The organism is Streptomyces sp. S3(2020), assembly GCF_013044505.1.
Taxonomy (GTDB): Bacteria; Actinomycetota; Actinomycetes; order Streptomycetales; family Streptomycetaceae; genus Streptomyces.
The window spans coordinates 26,546-45,663 of record NZ_JABERD010000071.1; the positions used below are offsets into that span (position 1 = coordinate 26,546).

Annotated in this window: 17 protein-coding genes and 1 pseudogene; 8 read left to right on the forward strand and 10 right to left on the reverse strand. The window is 66.9% G+C overall.

Annotation, left to right across the window (positions count from 1 at the left end):
- Position 1: 1 nt before the first annotated feature.
- Positions 2–1,120 (reverse strand): ImmA/IrrE family metallo-endopeptidase, encoded by a 1,119-nt coding sequence (locus HLK59_RS23000; protein ID WP_346779803.1) that lies wholly within the window; start codon positions 1,118–1,120, stop codon positions 2–4.
- A gap of 394 nt (positions 1,121–1,514) precedes the next feature.
- On the opposite strand from HLK59_RS23000, the gene HLK59_RS23005 reads away from it, so the two are divergent.
- Complete coding sequence (locus HLK59_RS23005) at positions 1,515–2,750, forward strand: XRE family transcriptional regulator (protein ID WP_171143383.1); 1,236 nt, start codon at positions 1,515–1,517, stop codon at positions 2,748–2,750.
- A gap of 14 nt (positions 2,751–2,764) precedes the next feature.
- Positions 2,765–3,370 (forward strand): PIN domain-containing protein, encoded by a 606-nt coding sequence (locus HLK59_RS23010; protein WP_171143384.1) that lies wholly within the window; start codon positions 2,765–2,767, stop codon positions 3,368–3,370.
- A gap of 206 nt (positions 3,371–3,576) precedes the next feature.
- On the opposite strand, the gene HLK59_RS23015 is transcribed toward HLK59_RS23010, so the two are convergent.
- From HLK59_RS23015 to HLK59_RS23040, 6 genes are all read right to left on the reverse strand, one after another.
- Positions 3,577–3,888, reverse strand: a complete 312-nt coding sequence (locus HLK59_RS23015; RefSeq protein WP_171143385.1) for a hypothetical protein — start codon at positions 3,886–3,888, stop codon at positions 3,577–3,579.
- A gap of 122 nt (positions 3,889–4,010) precedes the next feature.
- The gene (locus tag HLK59_RS23020) at positions 4,011–4,784 is read right to left on the reverse strand and encodes a hypothetical protein (protein WP_171143386.1); all 774 of its coding nucleotides are present in this window, start codon (positions 4,782–4,784) and stop codon (positions 4,011–4,013) included.
- Positions 4,781–5,497: a ParA family protein gene (locus HLK59_RS23025; protein ID WP_171143387.1), complete on the reverse strand. Its 717-nt coding sequence runs from the start codon at positions 5,495–5,497 to the stop codon at positions 4,781–4,783. The genes HLK59_RS23020 and HLK59_RS23025 overlap by 4 nt, the downstream gene beginning before the upstream one ends.
- A 180-nt stretch (positions 5,498–5,677) precedes the next feature.
- Positions 5,678–6,247 (reverse strand): helix-turn-helix domain containing protein, encoded by a 570-nt coding sequence (locus HLK59_RS23030; protein ID WP_346779804.1) that lies wholly within the window; start codon positions 6,245–6,247, stop codon positions 5,678–5,680.
- The gene (locus HLK59_RS23035) at positions 6,244–7,749 is read right to left on the reverse strand and encodes a transcriptional regulator (RefSeq protein ID WP_346779805.1); all 1,506 of its coding nucleotides are present in this window, start codon (positions 7,747–7,749) and stop codon (positions 6,244–6,246) included. Before HLK59_RS23035 ends, HLK59_RS23030 begins: the two co-directional genes overlap by 4 nt.
- A gap of 609 nt (positions 7,750–8,358) precedes the next feature.
- The gene (locus HLK59_RS23040; protein WP_171143389.1) at positions 8,359–8,769 is read right to left on the reverse strand and encodes a hypothetical protein; all 411 of its coding nucleotides are present in this window, start codon (positions 8,767–8,769) and stop codon (positions 8,359–8,361) included.
- Positions 8,770–9,359: 590 nt separating this feature from the next.
- Here HLK59_RS23040 and HLK59_RS23045 point away from each other — a divergent pair.
- A complete protein-coding gene (locus HLK59_RS23045; RefSeq protein WP_171143390.1) occupies positions 9,360–11,243 on the forward strand; it encodes a DUF2075 domain-containing protein in 1,884 nt (627 codons plus the stop codon).
- A 217-nt stretch (positions 11,244–11,460) separates the two neighbouring features.
- The gene (locus HLK59_RS23050; protein ID WP_240982594.1) at positions 11,461–13,578 is read left to right on the forward strand and encodes a DUF2075 domain-containing protein; all 2,118 of its coding nucleotides are present in this window, start codon (positions 11,461–11,463) and stop codon (positions 13,576–13,578) included.
- An 87-nt stretch (positions 13,579–13,665) separates the two neighbouring features.
- Here the strand turns inward: HLK59_RS23050 and HLK59_RS51195 are convergent, their stop codons facing one another.
- Complete coding sequence (locus tag HLK59_RS51195) at positions 13,666–13,794, reverse strand: DUF6408 family protein (RefSeq protein ID WP_240982588.1); 129 nt, start codon at positions 13,792–13,794, stop codon at positions 13,666–13,668.
- 353 nt (positions 13,795–14,147) lie between these two features.
- The gene (locus tag HLK59_RS23055; RefSeq protein ID WP_171143391.1) at positions 14,148–14,777 is read right to left on the reverse strand and encodes a TetR/AcrR family transcriptional regulator; all 630 of its coding nucleotides are present in this window, start codon (positions 14,775–14,777) and stop codon (positions 14,148–14,150) included.
- A gap of 104 nt (positions 14,778–14,881) precedes the next feature.
- Here HLK59_RS23055 and HLK59_RS23060 point away from each other — a divergent pair, with 104 nt between their 5' ends.
- Entirely contained in the window at positions 14,882–15,520 is a 639-nt protein-coding gene (locus HLK59_RS23060) for a TetR/AcrR family transcriptional regulator (protein ID WP_171143392.1), read from the forward strand.
- On the opposite strand, the gene HLK59_RS23065 is transcribed toward HLK59_RS23060, so the two are convergent.
- Positions 15,496–16,770, reverse strand: a complete 1,275-nt coding sequence (locus HLK59_RS23065; protein WP_171143393.1) for a threonine/serine exporter family protein — start codon at positions 16,768–16,770, stop codon at positions 15,496–15,498. The genes HLK59_RS23060 and HLK59_RS23065 overlap by 25 nt on opposite strands.
- A 231-nt stretch (positions 16,771–17,001) precedes the next feature.
- Here HLK59_RS23065 and HLK59_RS23070 point away from each other — a divergent pair, with 231 nt between their 5' ends.
- From HLK59_RS23070 to HLK59_RS23080, 3 genes and pseudogenes are all read left to right on the forward strand, one after another.
- Positions 17,002–18,459, forward strand: a complete 1,458-nt coding sequence (locus HLK59_RS23070; protein ID WP_171143394.1) for an APC family permease — start codon at positions 17,002–17,004, stop codon at positions 18,457–18,459.
- Positions 18,456–18,899, forward strand: coding sequence for a hypothetical protein (locus HLK59_RS23075; RefSeq protein WP_171143395.1), 444 nt, complete (start codon positions 18,456–18,458; stop codon positions 18,897–18,899). The genes HLK59_RS23070 and HLK59_RS23075 overlap by 4 nt, the downstream gene beginning before the upstream one ends.
- Positions 18,896–19,118: pseudogene (locus tag HLK59_RS23080) on the forward strand (dipeptidase); the annotation flags it as partial. The gene HLK59_RS23075 and the pseudogene HLK59_RS23080, both read left to right, overlap by 4 nt.

Sequence of the window (19,118 nt, forward strand, 5' to 3'; positions counted from 1 at the left end):
GTCACCTACTTGTCGGTGATTCCGGTGGCCGTGTGGTCACCGGGGTGGAGGAAGGACACGAGTAGATCTCGGTGAACTCCTCGAGTTCCAGGCCGACTAGGTGGGCTGCCTGGGACAGGTCGAGGTTGTGCTGCTGCCTCAGTCGGGTCACGACCTCGGCAAGGTGACGCGGGGTCTCGAACTCGAAGGTAACGGGTTCGGTGGTTCGGTAGCCCAAGGCGGACATCTCCACCATGAGCGAGCGGTACTGCCACTCGGTGAGGACGCCTAGTGACTTGGCTCGGCGGGCGAGTGCTGCCATCGAGACCCTCCACCGACGCTTCAGTTCCATCAACCGCTGCAAGTCCATGCGCGGCCGAAGCTCGGTCACGATGTCCTCGTGCGGCATGAGGAATTCGGCTGCGAATTCATCGGCTTGCTGTTCCTGCAAGCGTCCGTCCCCAGGCTCAGTGTGCATCACGATGTGCCCGAGCTCGTGCGCCAGGCTGAAACGATAACGGTCCGCAGGGGCAGTCGAGTTGAGAAGGAAGAGCGGGCGTTCACCGTGCGGCCACTGGCTCACGGCATCCAGCTCACGCGCTTGCAGATCGCGAGCCACGAGTAGAGCGCCAGCGGTTTCGAGCACCTCTACCACATTGGGGACGGGACCGGACGGGAGCCCCCATTCCAACCGCAGCGTCTCCGCGGCATCGGCCGGCGTATCAAAGTCGTCGACTGCGATGTGTCTGAACGCGTGCTTCTCGTCGTCGTAGCTCGCGGCCGTCAGGGCTTCCACCTGGAGGCGAGTAACTGCCAGAGTCGCGTGAACGCGTCGCAGTGCCAATGCGCCCATGGAAGCGCGCTTGCGGTGATGAACGAGCCCAACGCCCACCCCGTCGTTGTCAGTGGTGCGGCATAGCATCTCCGGTGTGTACCTGAGAGCTGTGGAGATCAGGGCGAGACGATCGCCCTTCACTAGCAGGCGGCCGGCTTCGGCTCGGCTGACATACCCCTGTGACACGGTTTCGCTGGTCGCCCGGCCCGTCATCTCGCGTGCCAGGTCAACCTGCGTCCAACCGCGCGACTCGCGAGCCAACGTCAACATGGCGGGCTGCGCCACCAAGTCGACGATGTCATCCACGGCGACAACCACCTTCCACGGTCAGACTCTCCAGCAAGCAGCACCATACAACCCCACGTGGCATGCACGGAAACATACCTCAAAATATTCCACTGGTGATGCGCGCCGCTGCTTCCGGAGCGAGGATCCCTTGGTGATCAGATTTAGCCTCCGCCTGCTTGAGGCCTGGCGTGTGGGTGTGTAGGGCGGGGTGGGTGTGCGTGATCCACTGGTCCAGGTTGTAGCTCCGGCGGGCATCACTTGGTGCGAGGAGCGGTCTTGCCTCGCGCTTACGGTCGTCGGGTGTGTCACGGTCGGCCCCGGATTCGCAACCACTGCATAGAAGTAGTTGCGATAGTGGAAATTGGTTGCGACACTGGTATCGGAGAGTCGGGCAGCGTGAGGGGAGGCGGTTATGGAAAGCGGACTGACAGGTGTGGAAGCGCTGGGTTCGTTGCTTCCTGCAGAGTCCTTGACCCAGGCTGCAAGCCCTGCTGACGTTGGACGTCGAGTCGGACAGGCCCGTACTCGCCGTGCACTGACGGGTGACGCCCTTGGCGTGCTCGTCGGGCTGGGGAAGGATCAAATCTCAAAGATCGAAAACGGTCGTCGTAGGATCAGTGTCCGGGAGCTGCCGAAGTTCGCGGAAGCTCTGGGCGTCTCGGTAGCTCATCTGCTCGGGCAGACCTCCCGGCCTACGTTGGCTATGGCTCACCGGCTGGCAGGCGACACCAACCCAGACGAGGACAGCAACGCCAAGCGCCGCGCCCTGCAATTGCTTGAGGTCGAGGACGTGCTGACTCAGCGCGCGGCGCCGCCTCCGGCTTTGCCGACCGCGGCGGGGCAGCAGGTTTTCGATTACGCACGCAAGGAACTGTCCCAGCGCCCGCGCAACAAGGCCGAGGCCGAACGACAGGGCAAACACCTAGCCGAGCAGATGAGGCGCCAGCTTGGCCTGGGGTCGCACGAGCTGGGTGACCTGCCTGGACTGATCGAGCGGCACTTCGGGGTCGACGTAGCGTTGTCTCCGCTCGGAACTCAGACGGATGGGCTATGCATCCATGGCGACGGCGTGGCTCTGATTGTGGCCAGCACTGACTTCTCCCAAGGTCATGTGCGGTTCACCCTCGCTCACGAACTGGGCCACCACCTGCTCGGTGACCCACGAGACGTGATCAACGAAGGCGAGCGGGACATGTTCGCCGACAATCTGCAAGAAAGGCGTGTCAACGCCTTTGCGGGCCACCTGCTGATGCCCGAGGAAGGCATTCGCGAGACCCTGAAATGGCTAAGCACCGGACGTGTCACCGAGCGCAGCCTGGTGGCACTCATGGAGCAGTTCGGCGTCTCCCTGGCGGCCCTGGTCTACCAGCTCTGCGTTATGGGCTTGATCACCTACGATCAGAGCAAGCGCCTGCGCAGCCAGAGGGTGACAGATCTCGTCACACGCCACGCCTCGGTGGCTCCCACTGGTGCTGGGATCACGGTTCGGCAGACAGTCCGCGCGCCTGAGCGTCTCTTGAGCGCCGCGGTAGACGCAGCACGCAACCAGCGCGTCGGCCTGGGCGTCGTGGCGACCTTGCTGCAACGCGAGGACGACGATGCTCTGTGGGATGCGGTGATGGAAGCTGATCCCGAGGTGCTCGTCTGACGCCGGCCAGCGCGGTGACGAGTCCCGCGCTCGCAAAGCCTGCCCTGTGGTTCGTCGACACCTCCTCGCTGTTGTCCCTTGCCGCTGATGACAACTTGCGCCAGACGGTCCAGGGTGAACTGGTATCGCAGCGCCGCGTCTTGCTGGACGTCGTCGTCGACGAACTGGAACGCCTGGCAAGCCAGGGCCTACCAGGCATCAAAGACCTGGCGGTAGCGGCGCTGGAGCAACTCGACTGGCTCGGCGAACCCGTAGACACCGGCGAACTTGTCGCGGCGGAGCGGGTCGTGGAGATTCAGGACATCATGCGCAGCGGCAGGAGCCTGAGACATCCGGCGGAGCACTGGGCAGAGTCAGTGATCATGACCATGGCCGAGCGGCTTCAGCAGATGGACCCGTACATGCTGTGCGAGGACTACAACGCACGCGTTGAATCACTCCACCACAACCTCACGCCCTTCAGCATGCACAAGCTGCTGGCACGCATGGTCGAAGGGGATCGTCTCGCCGCTGATACAGCGGTTACTTTCGCAGATGCTCTCCAGGCAGCTGAACGAGGCAAGGACTACACAGCCGCGGAGTTCATATCCGGCCGGTTGGGACGTGTGGGCCAGCCCTAAGCGGAGAGCTGGACGGCCGCCGCCCCCGCCGACTACCTACGTGGCCAGACGCCAGCAGCGATGGGAGGCTGCCCGCAGCGGCTACCCTTTGGCCGGGGAGCAGGCGCGGGGTGCTGGTTGGCCAGGAGTGCACTGGGCCGCCGCTGAGGGCTGCGTATGGGTGTGCCTCGGTGATGGCCTCCTGAGAGAGTTGTGCGCCGTGCTGCTCATGTTCCGTCCGTTTTCCCCCGCATCGGGTCCGGTGCGTAGCCCTTGGCACGGAGCCAGGTGTCGAGGGCGAGGGCGACGACGTCTCCGTGGGGGATGTCTGTATCAGCGTTGTAGCGGCGGATCCGGCGCTGGAGCTGGAGGACTTCAGGGACGGCGTAGTTGAGTTGACCGCGCTTGGTGTGCCGGTTTCCGATGACGCCCAGAGTGTCCGGATGCGGCGTAAGAACGTCATCGGTGGGCTGGGACTCGGCGTCGAGCGCCTCGGCGAGCTCACGCAGTCGGCGGGCGTACAGGGAGTGATTTGGCACGAGAGCTGCTCCGGACGGTCTGGCTAGGCGGATAGCTATCCGCCTATTGGGCTATTGGAATAGGCGGCAGGGGCGGCCGCACCCCGACATGGGGGCGGCCGCCTCGTGTACCGCGGTCGGGTTCAAAACCCGCGGGCAGTGAGCCACTCGTCCAGCGCGACGGAGACGATGTCGCCGATGGGCAGGTGGTCGAGTTCGTTGTCCAGTGCGAAGCGTTTGATCCGCTTCTTCAGCTTCAACGCGGCGGGGGCCGACGAGTCGAGACTCTCGCGCGTGATGATGCGCTGATTGAGGACGACGGCGGCCTCGGGGATGTTCTCGGGACGACCGGGACCATGGGCGTAGGGTGCCCCCTCACTGGGCGCCTCCTGCGCCCGAGCTTTCTGCGCCTGATGGGATACAGGACCGTCGGGCCTGAACGGGAACGCCGTACCGGCCGCCGCCGGAGTGACCGCTTGGCGGATGGCCACCTCGGCGGTCGGTGCCGTGCCAGAAAGTGCGAGCGCGGCGTGGGGCGGGCTGTCCTGATCATCGGATTCGGCTGGCTGATTGGGCGGGCTCCCAAGCGCTTCAGACTGGGGAGCCAAGGCCACTGGTCGCGGCTGCCGCTCGGCCAGCCCGTCGGCGGATTCCGTCCGCGCCTCGGCAGCCTCGACGGCTTCTGTCAGATTCTGAGCCGGTGCCTCGAAGGCAGCGGCAGCAGGAGTGTGCTCAACCCGCGGTGTGCCAGCACCAACCATTTCGCCCTGTGCGGTGTCCTGTTCGGCGGCGAACTGCTCTGGCGTGAGCTCAGCGGTCGGCGGCGGGGGCGGCGGGGTCGTCTTCTTAGTTCCGCCCAGGGCACGCCCGCCGGTGCGGCGGGTTGGCGGCTTCGGCCTGTCGTTCTTCTCGCTCATGCCTCGGTCAGCTCCTTCATCAGGTTGGCGTACTCGCTCAGTTCGGTCGGGACCTCGCCGAAGGCCTCCATGTAGTGCACCCACGAGTGGATGGCGGTCTCGGCGAGTGGGAACGGCTCGTCGCGGTCCGGGCCGATGCCTTCGCCCTGGGCGGGCTCCAGCAGCTGCTGCTTCGCCCGGCCGGGCAGGCTGGTGCGGTCGTCGGCCTTGACCATGACCACGTGGGCGGTGACGTCGTGGGGGTTGCGGGCGGCGGCGCGCTCGGCCTCGTCGAAGGTGGCGACGAGCTTGCGGCGCTCGATCTTGGTGGGTGCGACCGGCACGAGCAGCAGGTTCGCCTCGGTAACAGCCTCGTGGAAGATGCGGGCGCTGCCGCCGCCGGCGTCGACCACGATCGCGCCGAACTCCGCGCGCTTGGTGCGGATGTATTCGGCGATGTCGTCGAACGGGTACCGCTCGACGACGAGGTTGGCGGGGATTTCGAAGCCGGCGGCCTGGGCGACCTTGAACCAGTCGTAGGCGGACTGGCTGGTGGCGTCGGCGTCCAGCAGCAGGGTGGGCATGTTGAGGACGACGGCGTAGTAGAGGGCGATGAACCAGGCGGAGGTGGTCTTGCCGGTGCCGCCCTTGAGCATGCCGACCACGATGACGAAGGCGTCCCAGACGCTCCCTGTGGCCGCGGCCAGGGTCTTGGTACGGGTTTTCTCACTCACGTGTGCTTGATCTCCTGAATCGGGAAGGGTGTGTTGGGTACATGCGTCGGTGAGAAGGCCGACGCACGGAGGCTGCTGAATGCCACGGGGGAGGGGCTCGTGCTGCAGGGCTGGATCGCGTATCGCACGCCTTCTGTGCCGCGATCTGCGGGGCTCGGCCGGGGACCCGCGCGAGGGGGCTCATGACCGTTTCCTCGGGCTGCGGGCCGGGCCGTGGTGGTGCTTGGGCCGCATGCGGGTGCCCGCTAGGTGGAGGAGTCGGTAGACGGTACCGATGGAGTAGCTGCACTCCTTGGCGAGGTCCGGCACCGTGGCGCCAGCCTCGTACCGCGCCCGTAGGGACAACGCGAGCTTCTTGCGCCGTGCGGCGTCGGCTGCGGAGCGGATGCGCAGTGTCTGCTGTGTGGTGCGAGGCGTTCCCCCGGCCTCGATCAGCAGCCGCCGCGCGGCACGGCGCGTCACGGATCCGGCTACGGCCAACTCCGCGAGTGTGGCGCCCTGTTCGTCGTAGAGGCGACGCAGACGGGCGGCGAGATTGCGGCGGGCCTGCCCGTCACGCATCCGGCGCGTCTGCCACGACGTGCGCATCACGGTCCTGGCCTCGCGCAGACGGTTGAGGACCGTGCCGTAGGACAGGCCACTGCTGGCCACGAGTTGGTCCACGGTGGAACCGGACTCGTACTGCTCTCGCAGTGCTTGCGCGGTGACCTGATCGTCGTGATCGGCCGTGGGTGGAGGGGGTGGGTTCACGTTGCGCACTCCCATTCGCTGCGGGCTTCGGCATGGGCGGCGGCCAGCTCGTCGTAACTGCGCTGGTCGGCAGGGGTGATGAGGATCAGCCGTCCATCGGTGGCGATCCGCCAGTCGGGAGCGGCGCTGCCGGTGACCGGATCGAGGACACATCCGTCCGGGGCGTGCCATGCGGTGGGAACCTCGTCGGGGCGTGGCGCGGGAACCACGACCTGGCGCCCGTCGCGGACGATCACCACGGCCTTGCTGCGGTGCTCTGACAGCCGCTCCAGTGCCCGTTGGTACGCCGCGCGCTCGGCGGCGTGCACCGCCTTGCGCCGGGACGCGACGCCCGCGGTCCCGTGCCGCGTCGCGACTGCCTCCCAGCCGCGGGCCGGCTCGACGATCTCTTCGGGCGCAGCCTCTGGAGGGCGGTCACCGAAGCCCTCCAGAGCATGAGGTGCCAGGGCCCAGGTCTCACCGCTGTGGTGGACGAGGCCGTGGTCGGCCAGGCGCCGCAAGGTGCGGTAGAGGGTGGCGCGGGAGACGGAGGACGAGCCAGCAAGCTCGGCGACCGTCTGCGCCGCACGGGCGTGCAGTGCACCAATGATCACCAGTGCGGCGCTGCCGAGACCATGTCGGGCGAAGGCGTCGTAGCCCATCAGCCGACCGATGACGGTGGAGTCGAGGTCGGCGGTTGTATCCGTCTCAGAAGTGGGCCACTCCTCAAGTGCCAGGTCGGGGGGGTACTGAGTGGTTCGGAAACGAGATTGCGCTACGGGGATGCTGTGGCGGTCGGGGCTGCCCTCGGCGAGATACCAGGTCGAGCCTTCGCGGCCGTGGCCGACTCGCAGACGTCGCAGCCAGCCCCGCGGTTTGAGGACGGTCTCGTAGACGACCCGGAGGGTGGTGCGGGATATCCCCGCTTCCTCCGCGGTCTGCCGCTCGCTGGCGTGGTGCAGGGGCCCGCCTGCGATCTCGGCGAAGTTCAGATGCGCCCGCAGGACCCGCAGCGCGGTCCGCCCACGTTCCCCACGCCAGGGCGTTGTCTCGATGCGGTCCCGCAGCGCGGCGAGAACCTCGTACGTGTGGTGCCGCGATTCCAGCATCGTCGTGTTGCTGACCGCGAACGAGGCACTTGCCCACACCCGACCGATGTACGCCAAGGCACGTGACTGGCCGGAGCGCAGCGCGATGTTCCGGGCGTGCCGCCCTCCTTCGTGATCGGGGTGGAGCAGTAGTCGGGTCAGCTCGTCGACGGTGCAGCCGGCGCGGGCAACGTGGCAGGCGATGGCCGCCGTGATCCGGTGCCCGTGCTCGGCCGCGCCTTGACGGTCCGCGCGCAGGACCAGGGTCCGGCCGTCGGAGGCGAGCTTGCTGTAACTGCCCGCCGCATAGCGGCCGGTGAGGTCCCCGAGCAGAATGAGATCGGCTGCAGCCGTAGGCAGCTGGTGAAGGCCCAGTCGCTCGCCTGGGTGAAATGGCCGTCGGAGAGAACCTGTCTGGTGGGTGCTGTGTGGCACTGTGGAGCCGTCCCGCAAGGACAGAGACGCCACCCAGGCCCGCTAAAACCACGGGTGGTGTCCGGTACCGACCTCCAATCGGTGCCAGCGATGCCTCCAGGATGGCCATCCTGGAGGCATTCGTATGCCTGGTTCCGCTGCTGGAGGCAGGCGTCCCCATCACGGCTCGACCGAGGTCGATTCGGAGTGCCGTCAGCGGGTTCACGGCCTGATCAACACCGTCCGACCTGGGCCGACCCGGATCAAATCAGAGGGCGATTGCCTCTGACTGACTCCGAGCAGCTCGGTTCGAATCGGGGTCGAATCAGAGCGGTTTCCTCTGACTGCCTCCGATCGCCTCTGCAACCCGACCTAGCAGGTCACAGCCGATCCGGACCGCGAAAGCACAGGTCAGAAAGGTGCGTCAGGAATACCCGGCGTACAGCCCGACTCGTCTGCCGCCAGCTGAGGCTTTGCCTTGGAAGGGGTCGCTGATCTGCGACAGGGCTCCTTTCGCCGATGCGCTCAGCACGGATGAGCTTCTTGTGGGGACCTGCGGAGGCAGGCAGAGGTGTTCGGCGGCCTCGCTAGTGGCGCACGGAGAATGCGGCGTGCTGTGGCCCCGGGACGTCAGCCGGGAAGATCTACGTGCCATGCGTCATGGAACCGGACGTCGCAGTCCACGGGTGACAGCGACGTCCCCGGGTCTGGATCAGGATCCGGCGCCAACCCGGCGCGATAGGCGCCCGTGACTTCACTCGCTGCCAGTGGCTTGAGGCGGCCGCCGGCGAGCAGCCAGCCGCGTACCTCCTTGAGGGGGAGCGGAACACGGCGCCCGGGAAGGCGTACGGTCTCCTCGGTGAAGGTGCGCAGGATGACGCCGGCTCGCTGGCTGCTCCCGAGTAGGACGCGTAGCGCTGCCGCCACGTTTGGCAATTCGATCTCCAGGGAACCGCTCTCCTCGTCGGATTCGATCCCTGTGCTCATCTCGTTCACGTACAGGATGTGAAGGCTGCGGCGCGAGGCCACCGGCTCGATCATCGCGGAGACCACCGCATGGACCCGAGCAGTCGGAACCGCCTGAGCCAGGCCGAAGAGCGCCAGCCGTCGTGCTCGGTCCAGGGGTGCGTGGCTGCCCGGAGGCAGTGGGACGTCGCGCCAGCCCCAGAAGCCACCGGCTGCGTTCAGCACCGTTTCCCGGACGAGGCCTGACGGTGGCGCGGAACTGCCGTCGTTGTGCGGGAGGTGCTCGGAGCAACAGGCGTAGCCGTCACACCTGGTGATGTGTGACGGGCGGGTCTGTTGCTTTTTTCCGGCAACCGGTAAAGGTGCAAGTGACCGTCATCAGCTTGGACTTCGTCGGTTTTCCCATGGCTGCCCCCGTGTGTTGTGTGCCGAATGCCAGTGACAAGAACGGCACTGGTGACCACGGACAGTGACGGTTGGGTGGCTGTGGCGGTCAGGCGTGGCCGGTCGGCAGGCCGTTCCTGGCTGCCCTTGTCCCGCCCCCGCCAAGGTAGGCTTGATCGCACAGATATCGCGGCCCGACGGGCTTCCGCTCCACCCCGGTGGAGTTTCGAAGGACATGCCCCCACCCGCACGAGTCATTTCGTGCTGCCTGGGGGAAGTCCTTGCTGTTCCGCGCGTCCGCCGAAACGGTTGCTGTCATGGCGCTCGACGGTTCGCTGTTCCTGCATCTCACCGAGCAGTTCGCGCATATGCACGGTTACAGCCCCGGCCTGTCCGAGGTCCGCTCCTGGGAGCGAAGCATCCCGGCTCTGACGGCCGTCCTGAACGAGGCCGGTCTCGGTGATGTCGAGGTCATGATCGAGTACGCACTGCCGCTGAACAGTAAGCGTGCTGACGCCGTGCTCGCCGGTGTGCACCCCGTCACGGGGGAGCCGTCGTACGTCGTCGTGGAGCTGAAGCAGTGGAGCCAGGCGACCCCGGATGAGGATGACCCGGTCCTCTGCTATGTGGACGCTTACGCTCATCCCGTCCTCAACCCCATCGAGCAGGTACGCCGATACTGCGAGTACCTCGTCAATTTCAATGGCGCGGTCGCCGAGTACCGCCGGCGCGTCAGCGGCGTGGCATTCCTCCACAACGCCACCGAGTTCGGGGTGAGTGGGCTGCGGGAACTCGAACTCGACGACCAGGGGCAGCTGTTCACCGCCGAGCGACGAGGGGAGTTCCTCTCTCACCTCCGCGGCAGACTGAGCGACAAGCATTCGGGGGCCCAGGCAGCGGACGAACTCCTCGCGGGCAGGACTGTCCCGTCGAAGCAGCTGATGTCCGTCGCGGCTCAGGAAGTGCGTGAGCGTGAACAGTTCACGCTGCTGGACGAGCAGCAGGTCGCCTACCGCCTGGTGCTCAACGCCGTCCGCAAGGCGAAGAGGTCTGATCACAAGGAAGTCCTGATCGTTACCGGAGGCCCTGGAACGGGCAAGAGCGTCATCGCCCTCTCCGTGCTGGGTGAGCTCTACCGGCAGGGAGTACCAGCCCTGCATGCCACTGGCTCCCAGTCGTTCACCAAGACGATGCGCAAGGTGGCAGGTGCCCGTAAGCGCGAAGTGCAAGACCTCTTCAAGTACTTCAACAGCTTCATGATGACTGAGAAGAACACCCTTGACGTACTGATCTGCGACGAGGCCCATCGCATCCGTGAGACCTCGGCCAACCGCTACACACGGGCCGCCCACCGCACGGGTAGGCCGCAGATAGACGAACTGATCGACGTCGCACGCGTTCCCGTGTTCCTCCTCGACGAACACCAGGTGGTACGGCCAGGCGAAATGGGCACGGTTGCCGAGATCAAGGCAGCGGCTGCCCGCAAGGGCGTCGTCTGCCATGTCGTCCCGCTGGAGAGCCAGTTCCGCTGCGGTGGCAGCGACGCCTATCTGCGATGGGTGGTACGGCTCCTCGGTCTGGAGGCGGGTGGCCCTGTGACCTGGGATCCTGACGACCGCATGCAGTTGCTCGTTGCCGAGAGCCCTCAGGAGATGGAGTCCTTCCTGGAAGGCCGCCGTACCCAGGGGTATGGGGCCCGGATGTCCGCCGGCTACTGCTGGCCCTGGTCCCCGGAGCCAAAGCCCGGGCACCCCCTCCCGCTGGATGTCGTCATCGGCGACTGGGCCCGACCGTGGAACCTGCGCGGTGAGCGTGCCGTATCGGGCGCACCGCCGTCGGCGTTGTGGGCTACCGACCCGGCGGGTTTCGGACAGGTCGGCTGCGTCTACACGGCCCAGGGGTTCGAGTACGACTGGTCCGGCGTCATCATCGGCCCGGACCTGCTCTGGCGGGGCGACCGCTGGGTCACGGATCGTGCGGCGTCCAAGGATCCGGTGTTCAAGAAGTCCACGCCGGACGCGGACGTGGACCGACTGATCCGCAACACCTACAAAGTGCTGCTGACAAGGGGCATGGTCGGCACCGTCGTGTACTCGACGGACCCGGAGACCCAGGAGAAGCTGCGCGAACTGGTGGGGGCGGAGCGAGTGGGGGCTGCGGTGTGACAGCGCTGCGGGCTTCTCCAACAGCGCTTTGAAGCCACCGCGGCATTTCCGCCAACTGTCCTGCCACACCGCAGCAACCTCGAACAACAGACGTACGCGCCAACCAGTGGCCCGCCTAAGATCACCTGTACCGGATGCGGCCCGACGGGCTTCCCTCAGCAGGACATGCCCCCACCCGCACGAGTCACTCGTGCCCTGGGGGAACCTGCTCGTGTCGATGCTCCTGCTGAAACTCTCGGCAAGAGACCTGCTCACGCTCAACTTGAGGCGCCGCATGGTGCCTCATCTCGCCGAGAGGTGGCGGCACTTCCGGCGTACCGAGGCATCACTCACCGAACGCTCCGCCTGGGCCGAGAGCCTGGTCGAACTCGCCAAGGACCTGGTGGCGGCGGATCGTGGCAACGTACAGATGATCGTCGAGTGCGCGGCGACGGTGGACCAGCCGGAGAACCCGAACGACCTGCGGCTCGTCGATGTCGTCCTCATCGGCAGACATCCGGACAACCACGAGCTGTCAGTACAACTCGTCGAGCTGAAACGCTGGTCCACAGTGACGCGGGTTGAAGCGGCCACGGCCGAGTTGGTTCATGTACCCGGCATGATGGAGCCGAAGAAGCACCCCGCTGTCCAACTGCGGGAGTACCACCAGCTCTTCACGGGCGAACGGGGACCGTTGAGCGGGCTCCCCTTTGAGTGTGGCGGCTTCGCCTACCTGCACAACGCCACGGACGAATCCGTCAGGCCGTTGATGGACATCGGCGTGCCCACCGGTGCTTACGCGCGCATGTACACGAACGACGGCCGCGACCGGCTGCTGGCCGATCTGCGCAAGAACTTCGCCGAGGAGGGCGGCGATGCCGCGGCCGAGATACTCCTCAGCCGGATGAACCTGCGGAACACGCCCTTGCTCGACGCGATGATCCGGTCGCGGGGTGAGGACACTGTGTTCACCCTGCGCGGGCGGCAGCAGCAGGTTGCGGAGGACATCCTGGACACCGCTTCGCGGGTTCTGGGGGACCCGGACCAGACTGCTCTGGTCCCGGACGACAGACGCGTCGTCTTCCTCGTGACCGGTGGCGCCGGTACGGGGAAGAGCGCCATCGGCCTACAGGTCAAGGCGGATCTCGAAGCTGAGGGACGAACCGTCAAGTACGCCAGCGGCAGCCGCGCCTTCAACGGCGCGATGCAGGAACACGTCGGTTACGGTGACCGGGAGTTCAAAGAGAGCTTCACTTACTTCAGCAGCTTCGTCACCCCGCCGGACCCTCCTCTGGATGTACTGATCTGCGACGAGGCGCATCGCCTCCGGGACCGCTCGACGAGCCGCTTCTGGAAACCCGAACAACAGGGAACCCAGCCCCAGGTGGACGAGCTCCTCGACGCCTCTCGCCTGACGGTCTTCTTCCTGGACCAAAGTCAGTCCGTGCGGCCGAACGAAGTCGGCACGGTCAGGCTGATCGAGGACGCAGCCATGCAGCGCGGCGCTGGAATTGTCCGGTATCAGCTACGTGAACAGTTCCGTTGCGGGGGCAGTGACGCCTACGTGCGCTGGGTGCGCGCCGCTCTGGGGCTGTCGGAAGAAGAACCGGAGAAGTGGACTCCGGACGGGCTGATGCACGTCGAAGTCGCGGACAACCCTGAAGCGCTGGAGCGGATCATCCGCACGGAAGCCCTGGCCGGCGCTTCGGCTCGCATGGTCGCAGGCTATTGCTGGCCCTGGACCAAACCGCAGGGCAAAGAGAAGCGACTCGAGCCTGATGTCCGTATCGGTGGTTGGCATCGCCCGTGGAACGCGGACAGCGAGACCTTCTGCGAGAACGGGGCACCTCCGTCGAGGATCTGGTCCGTGAATGAGGCGGGTCTCGACCAGATCGGCTGCGTGTACACAGCGCAGGGGCTCGAATGGGACTGGTGTGGCGTCATCATGGGTGATGACATGGTGCGTCGCGACGGGCATTGGGTGTTCCGGCGTGGGAAGGACCGCAAAGAGCCGGGAACGAAAATCAAACGAGTCGCGGACCCGGGGTCGTTCGACCCGAAAGTGCGAGCGAGCAGTCTCACCGACGAAGACTTCGCCCGCTGCGTTCGCCACGCCTACCACGTACTGATGACACGTGCGAGCCGTGCCACCGTTCTCTACTCCACAGACGAAGAGACAAGGGCCTATCTGAAGGAACTCGTGGGCGAAGTGCACCTGCACGGACTCCGTCCTACCTGGGAGAACCTTCCGCCCGAGGCGCGCATGCCGCATCTTCCGCGCCCGCAGCGCAGTGGCAGGAGCCGCTCACGCAGGCGGAGGGGCAGGGCGCAGTCAGGGCAGCATCCCCTCTTCTGAAGGGCGGAGGGGCGCATCGTCGGTCCGAAGGGCAGGTGCCGGGCGATTGAGGAGTGGCGGGCTCACCGGGCCCGCCACTTGCCCGCCTCAGAAGAGCAGGCGCGCTGCCGCCGTCAGTGCCGTCAACACGAGGTTGGATACGACTCCCGCGGCGGCGCCCACCAGAACCTCACGGGGCCAGGTGCGGCGCGCAGGCTTGTACTCGTCGGTGTTCATCGGGCCACTCCTCGGTGTGGATTCGGAATGGCAGGGATCGCCCTACCGGGCATCCGCCCTCACCATGAGGTGAGGTCCACTTGGTGGCACAGCCGTTCATCATCCACAACCGGCGAACCGGCCTGCGAACTCCGCTCTCGTACCTCCGGGAAGGTGCGCAGCGTGAACGTACCTTATCGCACAGCAAAGTTGAGAACTTCTAGCTTCAATGCGGCCGCTTGGCTGTAGTCCGGAGCAGTCCCGAGCCTGGCCTGGATGCCGATGATCTCGATCAGAGCCGGTCTCCGGTACGTCTGTCCTCGCTGTGTCGCCGATTGCCGCGCAATTCCCGGCGACGGTTTGTGCGGAATCAGTCAGCAAGAAGAAGGAGGGCGGGACGTCAGCGACGGCAGGACCACCGCATCCAGGTAGTCGAGCAGAAACGCCCGATCCGGTGGCTCGTCGGCGACCAGGGGGCGGGCCACCAGCGCTCCGATGAGGACATACGAGACGTACTCCAACCCCGCGCAGTCCGGGCGGACTTCGCCTCGGTCCACGGCCCGCCGGAGGATCTCTTCGAGGCCGGTGGGGTCAGGGGCGACGATCAGGTCGCGGAGGGCTCGCAGCAGGTCGGGTTGGGTGTGGACGGCGTGGATCAGGCCCCGGACCAGGGCGGTTTCTCTGCGTAGTTCCTCGTCGTCCAGTTGGCCCACCAGTTCGTGGAAGTCCCCGCGCAGGGACCCCGTGTCGATGTCACCGACCACGTTGCCCTTGGTCTGGCGCAGGGCCTGGGCCACCAGTTCCGGCTTGCTCGTCCACTGGCGGTACAGGGTGGCCTTGCTGCACCGTGTGCGGGTCGCGATCGCGTCCATGGTCAGGGCCTCGTAGCCGACCTCGCGCAGGAGGTCGAGGACGGCGGCGTAGAGCTCTGCCTCGCGTTCGGGGGAGATGCGGCTGCGGCTGCGGCGCTTTCGCGGGGTGGTGGTCTGCTCCGTTGCTGTCATCCGCGAGCACCTCATTCGAACGAAACGGTTTCGTACACATCTGAGCGTAGCGTAGGATGCTGTAGATACGAAACCGTTTCGGTAGTGAAATGAGGGTCAGGCGTATGACCGTCACCCTGCCCGCTCCGGCCAAGCCCGGCCGCCCCCGGGACGCCGGCGCAGACGACCGCATCCTGCGCGCCGTCGTCGACGAACTCTCCGACCACGGTGTCGCGGGCTTCCGGATCAACAACGTCGCCGCCCGCGCCAAGGTGGCCAAGCGGACCCTCTACAGCCGTTGGGCCGAGCGGGACGAGCTGATCCTGGCCGGGCTCAGCACGCTCGCCCTCGACCTGGTCCCGCCCCGCACCGGCAGCCTCGTCAGTGACATGAACGTCCTCTACGACGACATCGCCGACGCCCTCGATAGCCCGCGCTGGCTCATCGCCGCCCGCTGCTCCTTCGAACTCCCCGACCATCCCGAGCTGTACGCCCTCTTCCAGCGCGACTGCATCGACAAGCCCCTCGCCGTCGTCGAGGACGTGCTCCGGGACGCGCAGCTACGGGGGGAACTGCGTGCCGGTGTCGACCGGTCCGTGGCCGCCGAGACCTTCACCGGCACCATCGCGGGGTTCAGCTCGCACATCGCCCGGCTGCGGGGCGTCAGCGCGCGCGGTGCGCGGCAACACTTCCTCCGGCTATTCCTGTACGGGCTGCACGATGACGGGGACCGCTCCGGTCACTCCGACGTCGTCCCAGAATGACGCCCCGGCCCTGCCCCCGTAGGCCCCATCACCACTGCCCCCACCACCATCCCCACCGAGATCGCCGTCACCACCGTCACCAGCTGCAACAGATCATGGAACCCCTCGATCACATAACCGCCCGCCAACGTCGTCAGCCCCCGCATCCCCAGTGAGCCGACCGTGAGGGTGAAGAAGCCCGGCAGGAGGAGGACCAGGCGTGGTGGGCGGGCCGGGGAGCGGGCCAGCAGGGTGGACGCGGCCGTCAGCGCCACCGCCGCCACGAACGTGCCGCCCGTCTCGCCGATCAGCTTGGTGACCCCCGACTGCACCGCGACCGTCAGGTACACCAGGGCGAGCAGGGGCCAGAACGCCCGCCGGGGGATCGCGAAGGCCAGCACCGTGCCCGCGGTGAACACGATCCACGACAGGAACAGCGCCCAGCGCGGCATGTCCGCGTCCGCCGCCACATCGAACAGGGCGTGCGTGGACGTGCCGGTCACGAACACGCCCAGCATCACGCCCAGATAGAGCTGGACCAGCAGGAAGACCGAGTAGACCAGGCGGATCGCGCCCGTCGTCATGCGGCCGACGGCCAACTCGGCCGTGGCCGCGCTCAGATAGTCGCCGGGGACGAAGTAGAAGAGCGCCGGGAGCATGAGGAGGACCGGGCCGCCGTGGGACGGGGTGCGGGCGAACGCCTCGATCGTGACCACCGAGATCACCGTCGAGACCAGCAGCGGCAGCACCTTCGCCAGACGCGGCGCCCGGTCCGCGGCGACGGCGAGGACCGCCGCGATCGTGGCCAGCACCGCCGTGGTGGCCACCTCGTACCAGGTCGGCTGCATCAGCGGAGCGAAGCCCAGCGAGAACAGGACGATGCCCAGCAGCTTCGCCCACCAGGGGTACGGCGGCCGGGACTCCTCGATCCGGGTCAGTCGGCGCTCGGCCTCGGCCGCGTCCACGCGACCCGCCGCCACGTCCGCCAGCAGCGGCTTGAGGGCCGTGACCTGGTCCAGCCGGAACACCTCGGGGAACCCCCGCACGGTGAGGGTGCGGTTGTCGCCGTCCGCCGCGGTCACGGTGAGCGTCACCGCGTCGGGGACCACGAGGAGGCTCGCGTCACCACCGAGGGCGCGGGCCGCGCCGGTCACCGCCTCCTCGATGCCCTGGGCGCCCTCGCCACTGGTGTTCAGCAGCAGCCGGGTCAACCGGGCCAGGAAAGACGTGAGTTCGCCGAGACCGGGGGCGGCGGCAGCGCGTGACTCCACGGGCGGCCTCCTCGGACGGTCCGACGGCTCCTCGTGCGGGCAGCTCCAGCGTGCCGCGCGACCGGTGCCGCGGGCGAGGCGGGTGGGCCGTACGGGCGACGGTCGCGAACGGTGACGCCGTCACTCCGACGGAGTAGGCCGCCATGCGGGGGGCGTGGATCACGCCGAGGCTGGCGATAGCCCGCGAAGGCGCCCCGCGCCGTTCCCAACTGCCGAGCCCAGGAGGGCTTCATGGCCTCGATGGACGTCCCCGCCGACGTGCCGAAGCGGACGCAGACGGCGCATGCGGCGGCGAGATCCACCTCAGCGCCCATGCTCACCTGGGTGACCCTGGCACTGATGACCACCTCCTCGGTGGCCAGCCTGCGCGCCGCCCCGACGATGGCCGTCTACGGCCTCGCGTGCGTGTTCCTCTACCTCGTCCCCGCGATCGTGTTCCTGCTGCCGACCGCGCTGGTGTCGGCGGAACTCGCGTCCGGCTGGAGCGGCGGTGTCTACCGGTGGGTGAGCGAGGGGCTGTCGAAGCCGCTCGGATTCCTCGCCGTGTGGTGCCAGTTCGCGATGACGATCTTCTACTACCCGAGCCTGCTCGCGTTCGTGGCGAGCACCATCTCGTACGTCATCGATCCCGCCCTCGCCTCCAACGGGCTCTACACCGCGATCGTCATCATGGTCCTGTACTGGACCGGCGTATGGGTGTCCTCGCGGGGCACCAAAGCCCTTGCGGGGCTGTCCAGTTGGGGTCTGATCATCGGCACCCTCGTGCCCGGCACGATCCTCGTCGTCCTCGGCATCGTCTTCCTCGGCCAGGGCAACCCGTCGGCCGCGCCGATGACCGCCAGCCATCTGATGCCGGAGTGGGCGGGCCTGGCCAGCCTCGTGCTGATCGTCAACAACTTCCTCTCCTACTCCGGCATGGAGATGAACGCCGTCCACGTCTCGTCGCTGAAGGACCCGGCGAAGGAATACCCCAAGTCGATGTTCATGGCGATGGGGTTGGTGCTGCTCATCTTCATCCTGCCCGCGCTGGCCATCAGTTGGGTTGTGCCGGCCGACCAGACCAGCCTGACCGCCGGTGTGATGCAGGCGTTCAACGCCTTCTTCTCCTACTTCCACATCGGCTGGATGACCCCGATCGCGGCCGTGATGCTGGTCGCCGCCTCCCTCGGCGGCATGCTCACCTGGCTCGCCGGGCCCTCCAAGGGCCTGCTGGAGATCTCCCGCAGCGAGGGCTATCTGCCGCCCTTCCTGCAGAAGCTCAACAAGCACGGTATCCAGCAGAACATCCTGGTCACCCAGGGCGTCGTCACCACCGTCATCGCCCTGATGTACGCGCTGATCCCGAACGTCTCCAGCGTCTACTGGATCTTCTCCACCATCACCACGCAGGTCTACCTCATCGTCTACCTGCTGATGTTCGCCGCCGCCATGCGCCTCAGGAAGACCCAGCCCGACCATCCCCGCGGCTACCGCGTCCCCGCCCTGCACCTCATGTGCACCGTCGGCCTGCTGGCCTCCGTCGCGGCCCTCGCGATCGGCTTCGTGCCGCCCTCGCAGTTCGGCGGCGGCAGCGTCTGGTCGTACGTCGCCATCATCGGCAGCGGCCTGGTCATCCTCGGCCTGATCATCCCCTACGCCTTCCTCAGGTTCCGCCGACCGGCCTGGCGTTCCGAAGGGAGCACGTCATGAGCCCCACCCGGTTCGCCTCCGAGCACAAGTGGATCTACATCGGAGCGATCGTCGTCCTGGTCGCCCTCGCGGTCATCGGCGTCATCCAGTACGAGAGCGTGAAGACCACCAACGAGGCGGCGGAGAAGGCCAACAAGCTGGCCGACGCCGCCGAGGACGCCGGCTATCCGCGCCCCGACACCGACGTCATCGAACGGGCCCTGGGCACCGACGGCGGACAGGTCTGCGACGACCCCGCCACCGCCCTGAAGTCCGCCCTGTGGAAGATCAACGTCTCCAACGGTGCCGCGTTCGTCGGCCAGCGTCCGGTCATCGGCGACGCCAAGGCGCTGCGCGCCGAGGCCAAGATCTTGGAGATCTACTGCCCGGACAAGCTCGACGAGTTCAAGGACAGGCTCGACGACCTGAAGACCGACGACACGGTGAGGCGGGCCGCATGACCACCGAACTGGCCGCGAAGATCGCCGAGTTGATGCCCCGGGCGAAACAGGACCTCACCGACCTCGTCGCCGTCCCGTCCATCGCGGACCCCCGCCAGTACCCGCCCGAGGAGTGCCACAAGGCCGCCCGATGGGTCGCCGACGCCTTCTCCGACGCGGGCCTCAGAGACCTGCGCCGCCCGGAGCGTCCTCCTAGCCACCCCTCACGCGCCCCACCCA

Coding starts and splice junctions, on each gene's coding strand:
- HLK59_RS23070 (WP_171143394.1), top strand. CDS start 17,002: ATGGCCTCGATGGACGTCCCCGCCGACGTGCCGAAGCGGACGCAGACG.
- HLK59_RS51195 (WP_240982588.1), bottom strand. CDS start 13,794: ATGAACACCGACGAGTACAAGCCTGCGCGCCGCACCTGGCCCCGTGAG.
- HLK59_RS23055 (WP_171143391.1), bottom strand. CDS start 14,777: ATGACAGCAACGGAGCAGACCACCACCCCGCGAAAGCGCCGCAGCCGC.
- HLK59_RS23050 (WP_240982594.1), top strand. CDS start 11,461: ATGCTCCTGCTGAAACTCTCGGCAAGAGACCTGCTCACGCTCAACTTG.
- HLK59_RS23075 (WP_171143395.1), top strand. CDS start 18,456: ATGAGCCCCACCCGGTTCGCCTCCGAGCACAAGTGGATCTACATCGGA.
- HLK59_RS23060 (WP_171143392.1), top strand. CDS start 14,882: ATGACCGTCACCCTGCCCGCTCCGGCCAAGCCCGGCCGCCCCCGGGAC.
- HLK59_RS23005 (WP_171143383.1), top strand. CDS start 1,515: ATGGAAAGCGGACTGACAGGTGTGGAAGCGCTGGGTTCGTTGCTTCCT.
- HLK59_RS23040 (WP_171143389.1), bottom strand. CDS start 8,769: ATGATCGAGCCGGTGGCCTCGCGCCGCAGCCTTCACATCCTGTACGTG.
- HLK59_RS23020 (WP_171143386.1), bottom strand. CDS start 4,784: ATGAGCGAGAAGAACGACAGGCCGAAGCCGCCAACCCGCCGCACCGGC.